Genomic DNA, 17,606 nt, shown 5'->3' with positions numbered 1-17,606 from the left:
TGGTCAGATTGCCCAGCGAATGCGCGAACTATTGCGCACCTTGCAGACGCGGGAGAACCTGCGGCTATGACGCAGACCACACACCACACTCCCGACACCGCCCGGCAGGCCGATCCCTTCCCGGTCAAGGGAATGGACGCGGTCGTCTTCGCCGTGGGCAACGCCAAGCAGGCGGCGCACTACTACTCCACCGCCTTCGGCATGCGGCTGGTCGCCTACTCCGGACCGGAGAACGGCAGCCGCGAGACCGCGAGCTACGTCCTGGAGAACGGCTCCGCCCGCTTCGTCCTCACCTCCGTCATCAAGCCCACCACCGACTGGGGCCGCTTCCTCACCCAGCACGTGGCCGAGCACGGCGACGGCGTCGTCGACCTCGCCATCGAGGTCCCGGACGCGCGCGCCGCCCACGCCTACGCCGTCGAGCACGGCGCCCGCTCCCTCGCCGAGCCCCACGAGGTCAAGGACGAGCACGGCACCGTGGTCCTCGCCGCCATCGCCACCTACGGCGAGACCCGCCACACCCTCGTCGAGCGCACCGGCTACGACGGCCCCTACCTGCCCGGCTACGCCGCCGCCGCGCCGATCGTCGAGCCGCCCGCGCAGCGCACCTTCCAGGCCGTCGACCACTGCGTCGGCAACGTCGAACTCGGCCGCATGAACGAATGGGTCGGCTTCTACAACAAGGTCATGGGCTTCACGAACATGAAGGAGTTCGTGGGCGACGACATCGCCACCGAGTACAGCGCGCTGATGTCCAAGGTCGTCGCCGACGGCACCCTCAAGGTCAAGTTCCCGATCAACGAGCCCGCCGTCGCCAAGAAGAAGTCCCAGATCGACGAGTACCTCGAGTTCTACGGCGGCGCCGGCGTCCAGCACATCGCGCTGAACACCAACGACATCGTGCAGACCGTGCGCACGATGAAGGCGTCCGGTGTCCAGTTCCTGGACACCCCCGACTCGTACTACGACACGCTCGGCGAGTGGGCGGGGGAGACCCGGGTGCCCGTCGAGACGCTGCGCGAGCTGAAGATCCTCGTCGACCGCGACGAGGACGGCTACCTGCTGCAGATCTTCACCAAGCCGGTCCAGGACCGCCCGACCGTCTTCTTCGAGCTCATCGAACGGCACGGCTCGATGGGCTTCGGCAAGGGCAACTTCAAGGCCCTGTTCGAGGCGATCGAGCGCGAACAGGCCAGGCGCGGCAACCTCTGACGGCAGCGGCGGCCACCGGGGCGGGCCCTCCACGGAGGGCCCGCCCAGCCCGCCGGTGCCCCCCTCGCCACCGGCGCGCCCCGCCCCGGGCGCCCACACCGGAGAGGCCCGACGGGGTTCACATCGGTGCCCCCGGGTGCGAACCTCTGATCATGAGCCGTATCGAAGCGCCTCGCGACGAGGACGACGCAGCCACGGCGGTCCCCGGCACCCTCGTCGACCGGCTGCTCGCCGGCCTGCCCGCCGAGGCCGTCCTCACCGACCCCGACGTCACGGCCTCCTACGCCAACGACATGGCGAGCTTCTGCCCGGCCGGCGCCCCCGCCGTGGTCGTCCTGCCGCGCACCGTGGAGGACGTCCAGCACGTCATGCGCACCGCCACCGAGCTGCGCGTCCCGGTCGTCCCGCAGGGCGCCCGCACCGGCCTGTCCGGCGGGGCCAACGCCACCGACGGCTGCGTGGTCCTCTCCCTCACCAGGATGGACCGCATCCTGGAGATCAACCCGGTCGACCGCGTCGCCGTCGTCGAACCGGGCGTCGTCAACGCCACGCTCTCCCGCGCGGTCGGCGAACACGGCCTGTACTACCCGCCCGACCCCTCCAGCTGGGAGACGTGCACCATCGGCGGCAACATCGGCACCGCCTCCGGCGGCCTGTGCTGCGTCAAGTACGGGGTGACGGCCGAGTACGTCCTCGGTCTGGACGTCGTCCTCGCCGACGGCCGCCTGATGTCCACCGGCCGCCGCACCGCCAAGGGCGTCGCCGGGTACGACCTCACCCGCCTGTTCGTCGGCTCCGAGGGCTCCCTGGGCATCGTCGTACGGGCCGTTCTCGCCCTGCGCCCCAAGCCGCCCGAGCAACTGGTGCTGGCCGCCGAGTTCGCCTCCGCGTCCGCCGCCTGCGACGCGATCTGCCGGATCATGGAGGGCGGGCACGTGCCCTCCCTCCTCGAACTGATGGACCGCACGACCGTCAAGGCCGTCAACGACCTCGCCCACATGGGGCTGCCGGAAACCACGGAAGCCTTGTTGCTGGCCGCCTTCGACACGGTCGACCCGGCCGCCGACCTCGCCGCCGTCGGCGCGCTGTGCGAGGCCGCGGGCGCCACGCAGGTGGTCCCCGCCGACGACGCGGCCGAGTCGGAACTCCTCCTCCAGGCGCGGCGCCTGTCGCTCACCGCGCTGGAAGCCGTCAAGGGCACGACGATGATCGACGACGTGTGCGTGCCCCGGTCCCGGCTCGGTGACATGCTGGAGGGCATCGAGCGCGTCGCGGCGAAGTACGACCTCACCATCGGGGTCTGCGCCCACGCGGGCGACGGCAACACCCACCCCACCGTCTGCTTCGACGCGGCGGACCCCGACGAGTCGCGGCGGGCCCGCGAGTCCTTCGACGAGATCATGGCCCTCGGCCTGGAACTCGGCGGCACCATCACCGGCGAGCACGGCGTGGGCGTGCTGAAGAAGGAGTGGCTGGCCCGCGAGATCGGCCCGGTGGGCCTGGAGATGCAACGGGCCGTCAAACAGGTCTTCGACCCGCTGGGCATCCTCAACCCGGGCAAGCTGTTCTGACCCCGCGTCCTCCGCCACCGACTTCTTTCCCGGCTCCGCCCCGGGTGTGAAGGTGTGTGCACGAGGTTGCCCGAAAGGGGCGGGTCCGGCGGGACCGGCGGTGCGGATTGCGCCCGTCTGATAGATGTTGAGGCCCCCCTATCAACCCCCGAGCAGATACGGGACGACGGACATGAGCGCCCCAACCCCGGCCCCCGGCGACGACAGGCCCCGCGAAGGGTATTACCCGGACCCGTCCATTCCTGGATATGTCCGGTACTGGAACGGCGCCTCCTGGATGCCGGGCACGAGCCGGCCCGCACCCAAGGACGGCGAGCCGCTCGCGCCGCCGCCCGGCGCGCGGGCCTCCGTGGAGGAGACCGGCCCGCACTTCTTCGACGAGGACCCGGTCGAGGAGGCGCCGCCCGCCGCCGCGTCCCAGCACGGCGGCCGCCCGGAGCCCGCCTCGGCCTGGGGCGCCGACGGCTCCCACCGGTCCGGCTACGCCGGTGACCCGAACCACCTCGTCGCCTGGCCGGGCACAGCCCAGGGCCCGGACCCGCGGGTCCCGCACGCGCGGGAGGCCGGGGGAGCGGCGGCCGACGCCGGTTCGGAGAACGGCACCGGTGGCTCCGGGCGCCAGGGTTCCGGTACGGGATCCGCCGGTGGGGGGACCGCGAGCGATCCCCGTGCCGCGGGGGCGGACGGCTCGGCGGGGGCCGCGTCCGGTGAGGCGGAGGCCGGGTCGGGCAACACCTTCGTCTTCCGGCGCCCGACGGAGGGGGCCCAGGGCACTCCGGCCGCGGACGGCGCCGCCGACGACGGCACCCTCACCTTCCGCGCGGTCCCCGGCACGGGCGGCCCCGGCTTCGGCACCGGGCAGGCCGCGCAGGGCCCCGGGGCCGGCGCACCGACGGCCCCCTCCGGCCCGCAGCGGACGGGCGGCGCGACCGGTCCGGCCGTCCCCCACCAGGCCGCCGCCCCGCTGCCCGCCGCCTCGCAGCAGCCTGCCGGCCCGCTGCCCGTCACCTCCCAGCCCGTCGCCCCGCTGCCCGCCACCTCCCAGCCCGTCGCCCCGCTGCCCGCCGCCTCGCAGCCTGCCGGCCCGCTGCCCGGCGCCGCCCAGCCCGCCGGCCCGCAGCCGGCCGCCCCGGCCCCGATCACGGCCGGGCCCGGCGGCGGTCAGTCCTCCTGGGCGCAGCAGGTGCACCAGCTCGCCGGCGCCGGCGGGGACGAGCAGCCCGTCGCGCCCTGGAAGCCGCCGGTCGAGGACGTGTTCCAGGCCGCCGCCCGGCGCCAGGCGGCGGCGCGCCCCGCCGGACTCGGCAAGCGGCTGGCCGCGCGGCTGATCGACACCCTCGTCCTCGCCGCCGTCACCGCCGTGGCCGCCGTGCCCCTCGGCACCAAGGCGATCGACCACGTCAACGACAAGATCGACGAGGCCAAGCTCTCCGGCGAGACCGTCACGGTCTGGCTGCTCGACGGCACCACGGCCACGTACCTGGGCATCGTGCTGGCCGTCCTGCTGCTCTTCGGCGTCGTCTACGAGGCGCTGCCCACCGCCAAGTGGGGCCGCACCCTGGGCAAGAAGCTGCTGGGCCTGGAGGTACGGGACATCGAGGGCCACGAGCCCCCGTCCTTCGGCGCGTCCCTGCGCCGCTGGCTGGTCTACAGCGTCCCCGGCCTCCTGGCCGTCGGTGTCGTCGGCGTGGCGTGGTGCCTGTTCGACCGGCCGTGGCACCAGTGCTGGCACGACAAGGCGGCCCGTACCTTCGTGGCGCACTGACCGCCCACCCACCCCCACGGGCACGCCGTACTCCGGACGGCGGCTCGCCGGATGCGTTGTCCGGGGGTTCGCGGTCGACTCGGGCCATGAGCAGCGAACCGCCCCCCGGCCCCGGCGGGCAGCCGCCGGAAGACGACCCGTTCAGGAAACGCCCCCCGACCCCCGGACCGGGCCCGGAGCCCGGCCCCGGCACCGGCGCGGGCACGGGCGGCGCGGGCTCGCCGTACGACAGCCCGCCCCCGCCCGGCGGTCCCGGCCAGCCGCCACCGTACGGCGGAAGCCACCCCCCGCCCCCCGGCGGCGGAGGCGGCCCCTACGGCGGTGGAGGCGGCCCTTACGGCGGCGGAGGAGGGGGACCCTACGGCGGTGATCCGTACGGTGGCGGATCCTTCCCCACCGACCCGCTCGCCGGCATGCCCCCGCTCGCCGACAGCGGTCGGCGCACCCTCGCGCGGATCATCGACATGATCCTCGTGGGCATCGTGGTCTGGCTGCTCAGCTGGGCGTTCAACGTCCAGGAGTACGACGTGGACGGCGACCAGGTCGAGGCGGGCAAGTCCTTCGGGCAGTCCCTGATCGCCGCCGTGCTCTACATCGCCTACGACACCTACATGACCGCCAGCAGGGGCCAGACCCTCGGCAAGAAGTGGCTCGGCCTGCGGGTGGCCAACCTGGACGACGGCGCCACGCCCTCGGTGCAGACGTCGCTGGTCCGCGCCCTGGTGCTGTGGATCCCGTTCGCGTTCTGCTGCGCCTGTGTCTGGACGGTCATCGCGGGGGGCTGGAGCTTCTTCGACCGGCCTTACAAACAGGGCCTGCACGACAAGGCGGCCAAGACGGTGGTGGTCAGCACCCGTTGACGGCCCGGCAGGAGGCCGGTGAGGGTCAGGCGGCCCGCCCGCGTGCCGGTTCGCCCGACCCCGCGGCGACCGGCGCCGCCGGCACCGGCTCCTGGGCCGCGGCGGGCGTGCGGTTCGGCACGGCGGTCACCGTGCGCGTCCTGGGCAGCGGCACCGTCATGGCGACCAGCAGCCCGAGGGCGAGCGCCGCGACGGCGACGACAGCGACTCCGGGACCCGAACTCGTCCGGGACAGCAGCAGCATGGCGAGCGTCGAGAAGATCACCGTGCACGAACCGTAGGCGAACTGTGCGGCAGTCGGACGGGGCATGGCCATCGTGTCCTCGGAAGGCAATCTGTGGGTGAGACGTGCTGTCGGCCTGGCATTCCACCGGTTTCCGGGCTTTCTGCCAAGCGACTCTAACGGGCTGTGTGCCCGAGGGGAACCGGCAGTAAGCGTGACCCAGCCGACAGGGCCGATGCACGGGGGGCGCACGGATTCATGACGTCCGGCAAGTGGACGGCGGTACGCGCCCGTTGGAAGAGCGTGACGGCGACGCCGGCCGGGATGCGGGCGGTCCGGTGTCCGCAAAGCGAACGCCGACTCCGCATAGTGCACTTGTTCTGCCCAAGTCAAGGTCTGTCTTTTCTGTCGAACCTCTAGTCAAATGTCGTCACTTGACTACACGCGTTGATCACGTGTGCGCGGACTTTGCCCTGTCCTTGTCCCCCCTTCCGCGCGCGTGAACGCGGGGGAGGAACTCAAGTGACCAGAGGATCCTGGACGTTCAGAACGGCGGCGACCGCCGTCGCACTCGCCGCGGCCACCGCCACGCTCTCCGCGGCCGGTGTGGCGCAGGCGGACTCGCCCGCCCGGCCGGAAGCCGTGGACCGCCACGACCCGCACCCGGAGAAGGGCACGCACTCCCACGACCTCGAGGGCCCGCTGAGCAGGACTCAGGACGCCCAGCGCGAGGAGGCCCTGAACCAGGTCATATCCGGCGAGGCCTCGGTGAAGAGCAAGGACGGCTCGAAGGTCGTCCAGCTCAAGAGCAAGAAGGGCGACAGCAAGTACGTCGAGCTGGGCCGGGAGAAGACCGACAAGATCTTCACCATCCTGGTCGAGTTCGGCGACAAGGTCGACAGCCGCTACGGCGGCGACGCGGGCCCGCTGCACAACCAGATAGCCAAGCCGGACCGCAGGACGGACAACTCCACGGCCTGGAAGGCCGACTACGACCAGCAGCACTTCCAGGACCTGTACTTCGGCTCCGGCAAGGGCGTCGACTCGGTCAAGACCTACTACGAGAAGCAGTCCTCCGGCCGCTACTCGGTCGACGGCGAGGTCTCCGACTGGGTCAAGGTCCCCTACAACGAGGCCCGTTACGGCAACAACGCCTGCGGCGACACCAACTGCCCGAGCGTGTGGAACGTCGTCAGCGACGGCCTGAACGCCTGGGTCGCCGAGCAGAAGGCCGCCGGTCGCACCGACGCCCAGATCAAGGCGGACGTCGCCCGGTTCGACGAGTGGGACCGCTACGACTTCGACGGCGACGGCGACTTCAACGAGCCCGACGGCTACATCGACCACTTCCAGATCGTGCACGCCGGCGAGGACGAGTCCGCGGGCGGCGGCGTCCAGGGCACGGACGCCATCTGGGCCCACCGCTGGTACGCCTTCGGCACCGACGCCGGCGCCTCCGGCCCCGAGCAGAACAAGCTCGGCGGCGCGCAGATCGGCTCCACCGGCGTCTGGGTCGGCGACTACACCATCCAGCCGGAGAACGGCGGCCTCGGCGTCTACGCCCACGAGTACGGCCACGACCTCGGTCTGCCGGACCACTACGACACGGCCGGCGGCGACAACTCCACCGGCTTCTGGACGCTGATGTCCTCCGGCTCCTGGCTCGGCACCGGCCGCAACGAGATCGGCGACCTGCCCGGCGACATGACCGCCTGGGACAAGCTCCAGCTCGGCTGGCTGAACTACGACACCGCCAAGGCCGGCGTGAACTCCTGGCACAAGCTGGGCGTCGCCGAGTACAACACCAAGCACAAGCAGGGCCTGGTCGTCCAGCTGCCGAAGAAGGCCGTCACCACCGAGATCGTCACCCCGGCCGAGGGCCGGACCCAGTGGTGGAGCGGCAGCGGCGACAACCTCAAGAACACGCTGAGCCGCTCGGTCGACCTGACCGGCAAGTCGTCCGCCGCGCTGACCTTCGACGGCTGGTACGACATCGAGGCCAACTACGACTACCTCTACACCGAGGTCTCCACCGACGGCGGCGCCAACTGGACCGCGGTCGACGGCACGGTGGACGGTCAGCCGATCCCGCGCGACGCCGCCGACAAGCCGGCCCTGCACGGCACGCTCGACGGCCACCAGAAGTTCACGTACTCCCTGGACGCCTACGCCGGCAAGAAGGTCGACGTCCGCTTCCGCTACCAGACCGACGGCGGCGTGGCCCAGAAGGGCTTCACGGCCGACGCGATCGCGGTCACCGCGGACGGCGAGGCGCTGTTCACCGACAACGCCGAGAGCGCGGACGCCGCCTGGACGGCCACCGGCTTCTCCCGCGTCGGCGCCTCCTTCACCAAGGACTACGCGCAGTACTACATCGCCGAGAACCGGCAGTACGTGTCGTACGACAAGACGCTGAAGACCGGCCCGTACAACTTCGGCTTCACGACGCGCCCGAACTGGGTGGAGCACTACGCCTACCAGAACGGCCTGCTGATCTGGAAGTGGGACACCTCCCAGGCGGACAACAACACCAGCCAGCACCCGGGCACCGGCCTGGTCCTGCCGATCGACTCGCACCCGACCGCGATGAAGTGGAAGGACGGCACCCTGCTGCGCAACCGCGTCCAGGCGTACGACTCGCCGTTCAGCCTCTACCGCACGGACGCCATCACGCTGCACAAGGCGGACGTGGCGACGTACTTCCCGGGCTCGAAGGGCGTCTCGGTCTTCAACGACCGCACGAGCGACTACTACGACGAGTCGAACCCGACCGGTGGCGTCAAGGTCACTGACACCAACACCAAGGTCAAGATCCTCAAGGAGGCCAAGGACGGCTCGACGATCGAGCTCGAGGTGGGTCCCGCGGGCAGGTAAATAGCATCTGCCCAGGTCAGAGCGTGATCGGCGGTGGCCCCCTGGCGGGTCGCCGCCGATCCGTGTTTAGGTGCGTCCTGTGGTTCTCTTATTGACACCTGGTTCGACAACCGGACCGACACCGGCTGACACGGGGGTATGACCGCATGGCCGCAGGAGGCTTCTGCAAGCTGCCGAACGGCACCGTGGTGGTGGCACTGAACCTGCCCAGCCCCGCCGCCGACGGGCCCGGAGGCGTCCGGGTGCTCGTCCACGCGCTCAACCGGGCGCGCGCCCTGACCAGGCTGCGCAACCTGGGCCTGCGGTCGGTCTACCTGCGGGGCAACGCCGCCCCGCCCACCCCGGACGAGATCACGGCGGTCCTGCACCACCCGGACGGCCTGATATGGCGCACGGCGCCGGTGGCCGGTGCAGCGGGCGGAGGGGACCTGGTCCAGGAGCTGTGGCACCCGATCCGGGCGCTGCTCCGACGCCCCGCGGCACAGGCGTAGGACTACTGGACGACCGGCTTCCCCGACAGCTCCACGCCCGCCTTCCGCAGCTCCTCCAGCGCCCGCTCGGTGGTCTGAGCGGCCACCCCGGCGGTCAGGTCGAGCAGCACCTGCGTGCGGAAACCCTCGCGGACGGCGTCCAGGGCGGTGGCCCGTACGCAGTGGTCGGTGGCGATGCCCACGACGTCCACCTCGTCGATCCTCCGGTCGCGCAGCCAGTCGGCGAGCTTCGTGCCGTTCTCGTCGGAGCCCTCGAAACCGCTGTAGGCCGCCGCGTACGCCCCCTTGTCGAAGACGGCGTCTATGGCGCCGGAGGCGACGGCGGGGGCGAAGTTCGGGTGGAAGCCGACCCCTTCCGTGCCGGCGACGCAGTGCGCCGGCCAGGAGTGGACGTAGTCGGGGTGGTCGGCGAAGTGGCCGCCCGGTGCGACGTGGTGGTCGCGGGTGGCCACGACGTGGCGGTAGCCGGCGGGCGCCTGCCCGATCAGCTCGGTGATGGCGGCGGCCACGTCGGCACCGCCGGCCACCGCGAGACTGCCTCCCTCGCAGAAGTCGTTCTGCACGTCAACGACGATCAAGGCGCGGCGCATGGTCGGTGTCCTTCGACTGGGTCGACTGTGGGGTCGGGGGGACGCGTGGGGCGGGCGGGACGGGCGGGGACAGGTGAAGAGGGGGCGGGGGTGCGGGGCCTGTCGGGCCGCACCAGCTTTAGCTACCCGAGCCCCCGTGCACGTACTCCGTCGGAATGACGGGTTCCCCCCGGGAGAGCTGGGTGGCGGACAGCGGCAGGTTGGCGCGGGCCGCCGCGTGCCGGTCCCGGGCGACGTCCAGCGACTCGCGGGCGACGACCTCACCGCCCTTGACCAGCTCGACCAGGAGCTGCCGGTCGGCGAGGTCGGCGGGCACGGGCCCGGTGCCGACGACCTCGGCCTCGGCGTAGCCGTACGGGTCCTGCCGCCGGGCGGCCCACTTGCGTCCGCCGATCGAGGTCTTGCCGCCGCTGGACTTCTTGGCCACCGGCACCAGCGGCGCGTCGGCGCCGCCGGACTCGGCGCGGGCGACGAGCTTGTAGACCATCGAGGCCGTCGGGTGCCCGGACCCGGTCACCAGCTGGGTGCCGACGCCGTACGCGTCCACGGGCGCCGCCGCCAGCGAGGCGATGGCGTACTCGTCCAGGTCCGAGGTCACGACGATCTTCGTCTCCGTGGCGCCCAGCTCGTCCAGCTGCTGGCGCACCCGGTGAGCCACCAGCAGCAGGTCGCCGGAGTCGATGCGCACGGCGCCCAGCTCGGGCCCGGCGATCTCCACGGCCGTACGGACGGCCTCGGCGACGTCGTAGGTGTCCACCAGCAGCGTGGTGTTCCGGCCGAGGGCGTCCACCTGGGCCCGGAAGGCGTCGCGCTCGCTGTCGTGCAGCAGGGTGAAGGCGTGGGCGGAGGTGCCGACGGTGGGGATGTTGTAGCGGAAGCCCGCGGCCAGGTCGGAGGTGGTCGCGAAGCCGCCGACGTAGGCGGAGCGGGCGGCGGCCACCGCGGCCAGCTCGTGGGTGCGGCGGGCGCCCATCTCGATCAGCGGGCGGTCCCCGGCGGCGGAGGACATGCGGGAGGCGGCGGCGGCGATCGCCGAGTCGTGGTTGAGGATGGACAGGAGCACCGTCTCCAGCAGCACGCACTCGCCGAAGCTCCCCTCGACCCGCATGATCGGCGAGCCCGGGAAGTACACCTCGCCCTCGGGGTAGCCCCAGATGTCCCCGCTGAAGCGGTACCCCGCGAGCCAGTCCAGGGTCTCCTCGTCGACGATGCCCCGCTCGCGCAGGAAGCGCAGGACGTCCGTGTCGAAGCGGAAGTTCTCCACCGCGTCCAGCACCCGGCCGGTGCCCGCCACGACGCCGTAGCGGCGCCCGTTCGGCAACCGCCTGGTGAAGACCTCGAACACGCTCCGCCGCCCGGCCGTGCCCGCCTTCAGGGCGGCGCGCAGCATGGTCAGCTCGTACTGGTCCGTGAAGAGCGCCGTCGACGGGACGTCCACCGGCAGCCCAAGGTCCGCTACGCCCACCAAACTCTCCTAGCCATGACTCGCCGGGTGTCCCCCGAGGCGGCCGGGGGTCCGGGGGGTCGTCCCCCGGTGTATGCGGCACGGAAAGAATCGTACCCCCATTTCGTCAGTCTGACGATTTGTGGTCCAGTGGCGTGGCCCACAGGCCCGTTTGTGCGGGTGCCCCCCTGTGGTGGCAGCATGGGCCATGTGACGGCAGCCGCACCCATGGAGATCGAGAAGACCGAGTCGGCGGAGGAGGTATTCGCCGTACCCGAGCCCGACGTGCCCTGGCTGACGATCGTGCACAACGATCCCGTCAACCTCATGAGCTACGTGACGTACGTCTTCCAGTCCTACTTCGGCTACTCGAAGGACAAGGCCACCAAGCTCATGCTCGACGTCCACCACAAGGGCCGGGCGGTCGTGTCCAGTGGCTCGCGCGAGGAGATGGAGCGGGATGTCCAGGCCATGCACGGCTACGGTCTGTGGGCCACCCTCCAGCAGGACCGGAAATGACCCACGCCCGCCCGCAGGACGGAAGTAGCTGAATCGCCTTCATGCCCGGACAATTCGAACCGATCCCCGGCGGCGGCGCGGCCGTCGCCCTCGACGACGTCGAGATCTCCATCATCCGGTCCCTGGCCGTCCAGCTCCTGGAGCTGATCGGACCCGGTCCCGCCGAGAACGCCTCCGACGACCCGCTCGCCGAACTCTTCGCCGAGGGCCCGAGCGAACCGCCCTCCGACCCGGTGCTGCGCCGCCTGTTCCCGGACGCCTACGGCGACCCCGAGGGCACCCCGCAGGCCAAGGAGGCAGAGGAGCAGCGGGCGCACTCCGCCGAGTTCCGCCGCTACACCGAGAACGACCTGCGCGCCGGCAAGCGCGAGAACGCGCTCGCGGTGATCCGTGCCCTGGACGCCCTGGCGTCCGAGGCGGCGGGCGAGAGCGGGGCGGTGCTGAAGCTGTCGGCCGAGGAGTCCCGGCAGTGGCTCGGTGCCCTGAACGACCTGCGCCTGGCGATCGGCTCCCGGCTGGAGATCGCCGACGAGGACGACACCGACCTGCTCTACCGGCTCCCGGACGAGGACCCGCGCAAGCCGATGGTGATGGCGTACCTGTGGCTCGGCGGGCTCCAGGAGTCGCTCGTCGCGACCCTCATGCCCTGAACAGGGCGGTTCGCACCACACCCGCCACACTCGGCACCACACCCGCCACCACCCTCCGCGCACGCTCCGTGTCCGCTCAGCGGTTCATCAAATCCGGATAACGATCCCGTCAAAGCGGCGCCCTTTTTGCACCTCAAGGGCGCCGTTCGTCCGCTTCTGCTTGTGCGACACATCACAGGCCGCCCCTGTGATCAGCGCTGCGGTCGTGGTAAATCTTCACGACCGCCCGGCGAACACCACCCGAATGTTCGGCCGGGTGCGCCACCGAGCCGGCGGACCGCCGGCCAGGCACGAGCGGGACGTGAGGCCCGCTCAGCTCCATCATCCGGGGGGATCGAGATCCGATCCGAGGCCGACGAAAGGCCCGGATCGGCATGGAGAAAGGCGCACCACACATGACCTCTGCGCAGGTCGACACGGAGAAAGCCCCCGAAGAGGGCTACGAGCGCGGGCTGGGCAGCCGCCAGGTCCAGATGATCGCCATCGGCGGCGCCATCGGCGTCGGCCTCTTCCTGGGCGCCGGGGCCAACATCGCCAAGGCCGGCCCCAGCATCATCCTCATGTACGCCCTCGCAGGCGTGATCATCTTCTTCATCATGCGGGCGCTCGGCGAGCTCCTGCTCTACCGCCCGGTCTCGGGCTCCTTCGCCGAGTACTCACGCGAATTCCTCGGCCCCTTCTTCGGCTACTTCACCGGCTGGACCTACTGGCTGATGTGGGTGGTCACCGGCATGGCGGAACTCACCGCCGCCGCCATCTACATCCACTACTGGTTCCCGGACATCCCGCAGTGGGTCTCCGCCCTGGTCTTCCTGGTCCTGCTGTTCGCGGCCAACCTGATCTCGGTGAAGCTCTTCGGCGAGATCGAGTTCTGGTTCTCGATGGTCAAGGTCACCGCCATCATCGGCATGATCGTGATCGGCGTCGGCGTGCTCACCCTCGGCTTCAGCCAGGCCGGCGACACCGCCGCCGTCTCCAACCTGTGGGAGTTCGACGGCTTCTTCCCCAAGGGCATCGGCTCCTCCCTGATGACCCTCCAGGGCGTCATGTTCGCCTACCTCGCCGTCGAGCTGGTCGGCGTCACCGCCGGCGAGTCCGAGGACCCGGAGAAGACCCTCCCCAAGGCGATCAACACCCTGCCGTGGCGCATCGCCCTGTTCTACGTCGGTGCCCTCACCGTCATCCTGGCCGTGGTGAAGTGGACCGAGTTCGCCGAGGGCGTCAGCCCCTTCGTGAAGGCCTTCACGGTCATCGGCATCCCGGCCGGCGCCGGCATCGTCAACTTCGTCGTGCTCACCGCCGCCCTGTCCTCCTGCAACTCCGGCATGTACTCCACGGGCCGCATGCTGCGCACCCTCGCGGACAACGGCGAGGCGCCCAGGGTCTTCAGCCGGCTGTCGTCCACCAAGACCCCGGCCCTCGGCATCGGCATCTCGGTGATCTTCATGGGCATCGGCGTGATCCTGAACTACATCGTCCCGGAGAAGGCCTTCGGCTACGTCACCTCCGTCGCCACCGCCGCCGGCATCTGGACCTGGCTGATGATCCTGATCAGCCACGTCCTCTACCGCCGCAAGGTCGTCGCGGGCCGCCTGCCCGCCTCCTCCTTCCCGGCACCCGGCGGCTCGGTGTGCTCCTACGTCGCCATCGCCTTCCTGCTCTTCGTCACCGGCCTGATCGCCTACGACGCGGACGCCCGCATCTGCCTCTACGTGATGGCCGGCTGGGCCGCCGCCCTCGGCATCGGCTGGGCGGTGCTCAAGAGCCGCAACCCGGAGGTCACCCAGCGGCGCGGCGAGCCGGAGTTCGAGAAGATCGGCTGACCGGCGCCCCCCACGGCGCCGCCGACGTCCGGCCGCACGGGGTGCTCGTGGCACCCCCTCCCGGCCCGGCCGCCGCTCACGCTGTCCGGCATATGGGCCGGTCCGTACCACCCATCGGTACGGGCCGGCCCTTCTGCTTATGCTGACCGCATGCTGACCATCACACAGGCCCTGTACGACCAGATCGTCGCCCACGCGCGCGAGGACCACCCCGACGAGGCGTGCGGCGTGGTGGCCGGTCCGGTGGGCCAGGGCCGCCCCGAACGGTTCGTCCCCATGCTCAACGCCGCCCGCTCGCCCACCTTCTACGAGTTCGACTCGCAGGACCTGCTGAAGCTCTACCGCGAGATGGACGACCGCGACGAGGAGCCGGTGGTCATCTACCACTCCCACACCGCCACCGAGGCCTACCCCTCCCGCACCGACATCAGCTACGCCAACGAGCCCGGCGCCCACTACGTCCTGGTCTCCACGGCGGACACCGACGGCGCCGGCGACTTCCAGTTCAGGTCGTTCCGGATCCTGGAAGGAGAGGTCACGGAGGAGGAGGTCGAGGTCGTCGAGGCGTACTGACCCCGACGGACCCCGACGGACCCCGACGAACCCCGCCCCATCTCGAACCCCGGATGGAATGTGTCCGAACAATGAGATCGGCTTCCGGAAGCCGGACCGGGAATCGATACGATGACCCCATGGTTCTTCTCGACGTGAGCGAAAAGGCGCCGGGCACGCTGCTCGTGGCGCGCCTGCACGTCGACCTGTGCAGGCTGAACAGCGCCATCTGTTGATCTTCCGCTGCCGCCGTACGGCCGTGAGCCGCGGCGGGCCGCCGCGTGCCGCCGCGCGCTTCCGAACCCACGACACCTTCCGACAGGAGCCCTCAGCCATGGCCATCGAGGTCCGCATCCCGACCATCCTCCGCCAGTACACCGACGGCCAGAAGGCGGTGGAGGGCACCGGGGACACCCTCACCGAGCTCTTCGCCGACCTCGAGACCCGGCACGCGGGCATCCGGGCCCGCCTCGTCGACCAGGAGAACGGCGACCAGCTCCGCCGCTTCGTCAACGTCTACCTGAACGACGAGGACGTCCGCTTCCTGGACGGCATCGACACCAAGCTGACCGACGGCGACAGCATCACGATCCTGCCGGCCGTCGCCGGCGGCATGGCCTGACCCGCGATGCGTTACGACTCCCCGCTGGCCGCGGTGGGCAACACCCCTCTGGTGCGCCTGCCGCGGCTCTCGCCGTCCGCCGACGTCCGCATCTGGGCCAAGCTGGAGGACCGCAACCCGACCGGCTCCGTCAAGGACCGCCCCGCGCTCCACATGATCGAGCAGGCGGAGAAGGACGGCCGCCTCACCCCGGGCTGCACCATCCTCGAGCCGACCAGCGGCAACACCGGCATCTCGCTGGCCATGGCCGCCCGGCTCAAGGGCTACCGCATCGTCTGCGTGATGCCCGAGAACACCTCCCAGGAGCGCCGGGACCTGCTCGCCATGTGGGGCGCGGAGATCATCTCCTCCCCGGCCGCGGGCGGCTCCAACACCGCCGTACGGGTCGCCAAGGAGCTCTCGGCCGAGCACCCGGACTGGGTGATGCTCTACCAGTACGGCAACCCGGACAACGCCGGCGCCCACTACGCGACGACCGGCCCGGAGATCCTCGCCGACCTCCCCTCCGTCACCCACTTCGTGGCCGGCCTCGGCACCACCGGCACCCTGATGGGCGTCGGCCGCTACCTGCGCGAGCAAAAGCCCGACGTGAAGATCGTCGCCGCCGAACCGCGCTACGACGACCTGGTCTACGGCCTGCGCAACCTCGACGAGGGCTTCGTACCCGAGCTCTACGACGCCTCCGTCCTCACCACCCGGTTCTCCGTGGGCTCCGCCGACGCGGTCACCCGCACCCGGGAACTCCTCCAGCAGGAGGGCATCTTCGCGGGCGTCTCCACCGGCGCCGCCCTGCACGCCGCGATCGGCGTCGGCAACAAGGCGGTGAAGGCCGGCGAGAGCGCCGACATCGTCTTCGTCGTCGCCGACGGCGGCTGGAAGTACCTCTCCACCGGCGTCTACACGGCGGCCACCACCGAAGAGGCCATCGAGACCCTCCAGGGCCAGCTCTGGGCCTGACGGGGCGGCACTACCGCGCGAGGTGACGGACCTGGTCCCACAGGACCGGGTCCACCACCCCCACCCGGCGCCGGAAATCCCCCACCGGCACCTCCCGCAGCTCGTCCGTCTCCAGGAAACTCGTCCGCCCCCGCGCGTCCCCGACCGAGCCCGGCGGCAACGGGATCACCCCCGCCCGCTCGTCCCGGTACCGGCTGGTGATCTTCGCGACGAGCACGCGCCGCCCGCGCACCGCGATCACCAGACACGGCCGGTCCTTCGCACCCGCCACGTCCTCGTACGGCACGTTCGCCCACCAGATCTCCGCGGGCCGCGGCCGGACCGCCCGTCCCCCCGGTCCCGTCGGCCGGCCCGGCGGACGCCGGATGCCTCCCGCCCGGGGCGGACGCCGCCCCCGGCCGCGGCCGTCGACGACCGCGGCGACGAACGCCAGCACCACCACCGCCGCGAGAGCGAGCCACCAGGACGTGTCCATACCGACGACGGTACCGGCGCACACTCCGCGCACGCGCCCCCTGGACGGCCCCGAGCGCCCCGCTTCCAGCCGAACCGGTGACACCACAGGTGAGTTCGCCCACAACGGCCCCTGGCGGAGGAGCGACCAAAGGTTTTGCGCCTTACGCTCGACAAACCGCACGACCCCCGTCACTCCACACGCGCCAGCGGAGGTTTCTGCTTCATGAAGCTCACCGTCGTCGGCTGCTCGGGGTCGTTCCCGTCCGCGGAATCGGCCTGCTCGAGCTACCTCGTAGAGGCCGACGGCTTCCGGCTGCTCCTCGACATGGGCAACGGCGCCCTCGGCGAGCTGCAGCGCCACTGCGGTCTCTACGACCTCGACGCGATCTTCCTCAGCCACCTGCACGCCGACCACTGCATCGACATGTGCGCCTATTTCGTGGCGCGCTACTACCGGCACGACGGCGGTCGCTGCGAGCCCCTGCCGGTCTTCGGACCCGAGGGCACCGAGCACCGGCTCACCACCGCCTACGCCGACACGCCCTCCGCCTCGTCCATGAGCGAGGTCTTCGACTTCCACACGGTCAAGCCGTCCACCTTCGAGGTCGGACCCTTCACCGTGCACACCGAACGCGTCGCCCACCCCGTGGAGGCCTACGCCGTCCGCGTCGAGCACGACGGCCGGTCGCTGACCTACTCCGGCGACACGGGCGTCACCGCCACGCTGGACGAACTCGCCCGCGGCACCGACCTGTTCCTGTGTGAGGCCGCCTTCACGCACGGCAAGGAGAACATCCCCGACCTGCACCTCAACGGCCGCGAGGCGGGCGAGAGCGCCGCCCGCGCCGACGCCCGGCGCCTGGTCCTCACCCACATCCCCCCGTGGACCGACCCCCAGGTCAACCTGGCCCACGCGCGGGAGGTCTACGACGGGCCGGTGCACCTGGCGGCGCCGGGGGCGGTGTACGAGATCTAGGGCGCACGCGGACATGGCGGA

Annotated in this window: 18 protein-coding genes; 14 read left to right on the top strand and 4 right to left on the bottom strand. The window is 71.2% G+C overall.

Going from position 1 to position 17,606, the window contains the following annotated elements; genetic code table 11:
- Positions 1-66: 66 nt before the first annotated feature.
- The 4 genes from hppD (at position 67) to RM812_RS22825 (ending at position 5,408) form a co-directional block, all read left to right on the top strand.
- Positions 67-1,212 carry a 4-hydroxyphenylpyruvate dioxygenase gene (gene hppD, locus RM812_RS22840; RefSeq protein ID WP_311575103.1) on the top strand — a complete coding sequence of 382 codons (1,146 nt, stop codon included), beginning with the start codon at positions 67-69 and terminating at the stop codon, positions 1,210-1,212.
- 146 nt (positions 1,213-1,358) lie between these two features.
- Positions 1,359-2,783 carry an FAD-binding oxidoreductase gene (locus RM812_RS22835; RefSeq protein ID WP_311575158.1) on the top strand — a complete coding sequence of 475 codons (1,425 nt, stop codon included), beginning with the start codon at positions 1,359-1,361 and terminating at the stop codon, positions 2,781-2,783.
- Positions 2,784-2,955: 172 nt separating this feature from the next.
- Positions 2,956-4,548, top strand: coding sequence for an RDD family protein (locus tag RM812_RS22830; protein ID WP_311575102.1), 1,593 nt, complete (start codon positions 2,956-2,958; stop codon positions 4,546-4,548).
- An 86-nt stretch (positions 4,549-4,634) separates the two neighbouring features.
- Positions 4,635-5,408 (top strand): RDD family protein, encoded by a 774-nt coding sequence (locus RM812_RS22825; RefSeq protein WP_311575101.1) that lies wholly within the window; start codon positions 4,635-4,637, stop codon positions 5,406-5,408.
- Positions 5,409-5,433: 25 nt separating this feature from the next.
- Here the strand turns inward: RM812_RS22825 and RM812_RS22820 are convergent, their stop codons facing one another.
- Positions 5,434-5,718 (bottom strand): hypothetical protein, encoded by a 285-nt coding sequence (locus RM812_RS22820; RefSeq protein ID WP_311575100.1) that lies wholly within the window; start codon positions 5,716-5,718, stop codon positions 5,434-5,436.
- Between the two features lie 435 nt (positions 5,719-6,153).
- On the opposite strand from RM812_RS22820, the gene RM812_RS22815 reads away from it, so the two are divergent.
- Both RM812_RS22815 and RM812_RS22810 read left to right on the top strand, forming a co-directional pair.
- Complete coding sequence (locus RM812_RS22815) at positions 6,154-8,505, top strand: immune inhibitor A domain-containing protein (RefSeq protein ID WP_311575099.1); 2,352 nt, start codon at positions 6,154-6,156, stop codon at positions 8,503-8,505.
- 146 nt (positions 8,506-8,651) lie between these two features.
- Entirely contained in the window at positions 8,652-8,996 is a 345-nt protein-coding gene (locus RM812_RS22810) for a hypothetical protein (protein WP_311575098.1), read from the top strand.
- Between the two features lie 2 nt (positions 8,997-8,998).
- Here the strand turns inward: RM812_RS22810 and RM812_RS22805 are convergent, their stop codons facing one another.
- Both RM812_RS22805 and RM812_RS22800 read right to left on the bottom strand, forming a co-directional pair.
- Complete coding sequence (locus tag RM812_RS22805) at positions 8,999-9,586, bottom strand: isochorismatase family protein (RefSeq protein ID WP_311575097.1); 588 nt, start codon at positions 9,584-9,586, stop codon at positions 8,999-9,001.
- Between the two features lie 118 nt (positions 9,587-9,704).
- The gene (locus tag RM812_RS22800) at positions 9,705-11,051 is read right to left on the bottom strand and encodes a nicotinate phosphoribosyltransferase (RefSeq protein ID WP_311575096.1); all 1,347 of its coding nucleotides are present in this window, start codon (positions 11,049-11,051) and stop codon (positions 9,705-9,707) included.
- A gap of 180 nt (positions 11,052-11,231) precedes the next feature.
- Here RM812_RS22800 and clpS point away from each other — a divergent pair, with 180 nt between their 5' ends.
- The 7 genes from clpS (at position 11,232) to RM812_RS22765 (ending at position 16,153) form a co-directional block, all read left to right on the top strand.
- Positions 11,232-11,549 carry an ATP-dependent Clp protease adapter ClpS gene (gene clpS / locus RM812_RS22795; protein WP_311575095.1) on the top strand — a complete coding sequence of 106 codons (318 nt, stop codon included), beginning with the start codon at positions 11,232-11,234 and terminating at the stop codon, positions 11,547-11,549.
- A 41-nt stretch (positions 11,550-11,590) separates the two neighbouring features.
- Positions 11,591-12,199, top strand: coding sequence for a DUF2017 domain-containing protein (locus RM812_RS22790; protein WP_311575094.1), 609 nt, complete (start codon positions 11,591-11,593; stop codon positions 12,197-12,199).
- Positions 12,200-12,594: 395 nt separating this feature from the next.
- Entirely contained in the window at positions 12,595-14,022 is a 1,428-nt protein-coding gene (locus RM812_RS22785; RefSeq protein WP_311575093.1) for an amino acid permease, read from the top strand.
- A 150-nt stretch (positions 14,023-14,172) separates the two neighbouring features.
- Positions 14,173-14,595 (top strand): M67 family metallopeptidase, encoded by a 423-nt coding sequence (locus RM812_RS22780; RefSeq protein WP_311575092.1) that lies wholly within the window; start codon positions 14,173-14,175, stop codon positions 14,593-14,595.
- A gap of 119 nt (positions 14,596-14,714) precedes the next feature.
- Positions 14,715-14,810: a putative leader peptide gene (locus RM812_RS22775; RefSeq protein WP_310873142.1), complete on the top strand. Its 96-nt coding sequence runs from the start codon at positions 14,715-14,717 to the stop codon at positions 14,808-14,810.
- 98 nt (positions 14,811-14,908) lie between these two features.
- Positions 14,909-15,196 carry a MoaD/ThiS family protein gene (locus RM812_RS22770; RefSeq protein ID WP_311575091.1) on the top strand — a complete coding sequence of 96 codons (288 nt, stop codon included), beginning with the start codon at positions 14,909-14,911 and terminating at the stop codon, positions 15,194-15,196.
- A 6-nt stretch (positions 15,197-15,202) separates the two neighbouring features.
- Positions 15,203-16,153 carry a PLP-dependent cysteine synthase family protein gene (locus RM812_RS22765; protein WP_311575090.1) on the top strand — a complete coding sequence of 317 codons (951 nt, stop codon included), beginning with the start codon at positions 15,203-15,205 and terminating at the stop codon, positions 16,151-16,153.
- Between the two features lie 10 nt (positions 16,154-16,163).
- Here the strand turns inward: RM812_RS22765 and RM812_RS22760 are convergent, their stop codons facing one another.
- Positions 16,164-16,628 carry a type II toxin-antitoxin system PemK/MazF family toxin gene (locus tag RM812_RS22760; protein WP_311575089.1) on the bottom strand — a complete coding sequence of 155 codons (465 nt, stop codon included), beginning with the start codon at positions 16,626-16,628 and terminating at the stop codon, positions 16,164-16,166.
- 204 nt (positions 16,629-16,832) lie between these two features.
- On the opposite strand from RM812_RS22760, the gene RM812_RS22755 reads away from it, so the two are divergent.
- The gene (locus RM812_RS22755) at positions 16,833-17,585 is read left to right on the top strand and encodes an MBL fold metallo-hydrolase (protein WP_311575088.1); all 753 of its coding nucleotides are present in this window, start codon (positions 16,833-16,835) and stop codon (positions 17,583-17,585) included.
- Positions 17,586-17,606: the final 21 nt, after the last annotated feature.

The organism is Streptomyces lancefieldiae (assembly GCF_031845825.1).
In the GTDB taxonomy this organism is placed as follows: Bacteria; Actinomycetota; Actinomycetes; order Streptomycetales; family Streptomycetaceae; genus Streptomyces; species Streptomyces lancefieldiae.
This window is presented reverse-complemented; position numbering and strand designations above follow the sequence as displayed.

What these genes read in the sequence shown, in the direction of transcription:
- RM812_RS22780 (WP_311575092.1), top strand. Translation starts at nt 14,173, where the DNA reads ATGCTGACCATCACACAGGCCCTGTACGACCAGATCGTCGCCCACGCG.
- RM812_RS22775 (WP_310873142.1), top strand. Translation starts at nt 14,715, where the DNA reads ATGGTTCTTCTCGACGTGAGCGAAAAGGCGCCGGGCACGCTGCTCGTG.
- RM812_RS22825 (WP_311575101.1), top strand. Translation starts at nt 4,635, where the DNA reads ATGAGCAGCGAACCGCCCCCCGGCCCCGGCGGGCAGCCGCCGGAAGAC.
- RM812_RS22755 (WP_311575088.1), top strand. Translation starts at nt 16,833, where the DNA reads ATGAAGCTCACCGTCGTCGGCTGCTCGGGGTCGTTCCCGTCCGCGGAA.
- RM812_RS22810 (WP_311575098.1), top strand. Translation starts at nt 8,652, where the DNA reads ATGGCCGCAGGAGGCTTCTGCAAGCTGCCGAACGGCACCGTGGTGGTG.
- RM812_RS22805 (WP_311575097.1), bottom strand. Translation starts at nt 9,586, where the DNA reads ATGCGCCGCGCCTTGATCGTCGTTGACGTGCAGAACGACTTCTGCGAG.
- RM812_RS22770 (WP_311575091.1), top strand. Translation starts at nt 14,909, where the DNA reads ATGGCCATCGAGGTCCGCATCCCGACCATCCTCCGCCAGTACACCGAC.
- RM812_RS22785 (WP_311575093.1), top strand. Translation starts at nt 12,595, where the DNA reads ATGACCTCTGCGCAGGTCGACACGGAGAAAGCCCCCGAAGAGGGCTAC.
- clpS (WP_311575095.1), top strand. Translation starts at nt 11,232, where the DNA reads ATGGGCCATGTGACGGCAGCCGCACCCATGGAGATCGAGAAGACCGAG.
- RM812_RS22820 (WP_311575100.1), bottom strand. Translation starts at nt 5,718, where the DNA reads ATGCCCCGTCCGACTGCCGCACAGTTCGCCTACGGTTCGTGCACGGTG.
- RM812_RS22765 (WP_311575090.1), top strand. Translation starts at nt 15,203, where the DNA reads ATGCGTTACGACTCCCCGCTGGCCGCGGTGGGCAACACCCCTCTGGTG.
- RM812_RS22760 (WP_311575089.1), bottom strand. Translation starts at nt 16,628, where the DNA reads ATGGACACGTCCTGGTGGCTCGCTCTCGCGGCGGTGGTGGTGCTGGCG.
- RM812_RS22830 (WP_311575102.1), top strand. Translation starts at nt 2,956, where the DNA reads ATGAGCGCCCCAACCCCGGCCCCCGGCGACGACAGGCCCCGCGAAGGG.
- RM812_RS22790 (WP_311575094.1), top strand. Translation starts at nt 11,591, where the DNA reads ATGCCCGGACAATTCGAACCGATCCCCGGCGGCGGCGCGGCCGTCGCC.
- hppD (WP_311575103.1), top strand. Translation starts at nt 67, where the DNA reads ATGACGCAGACCACACACCACACTCCCGACACCGCCCGGCAGGCCGAT.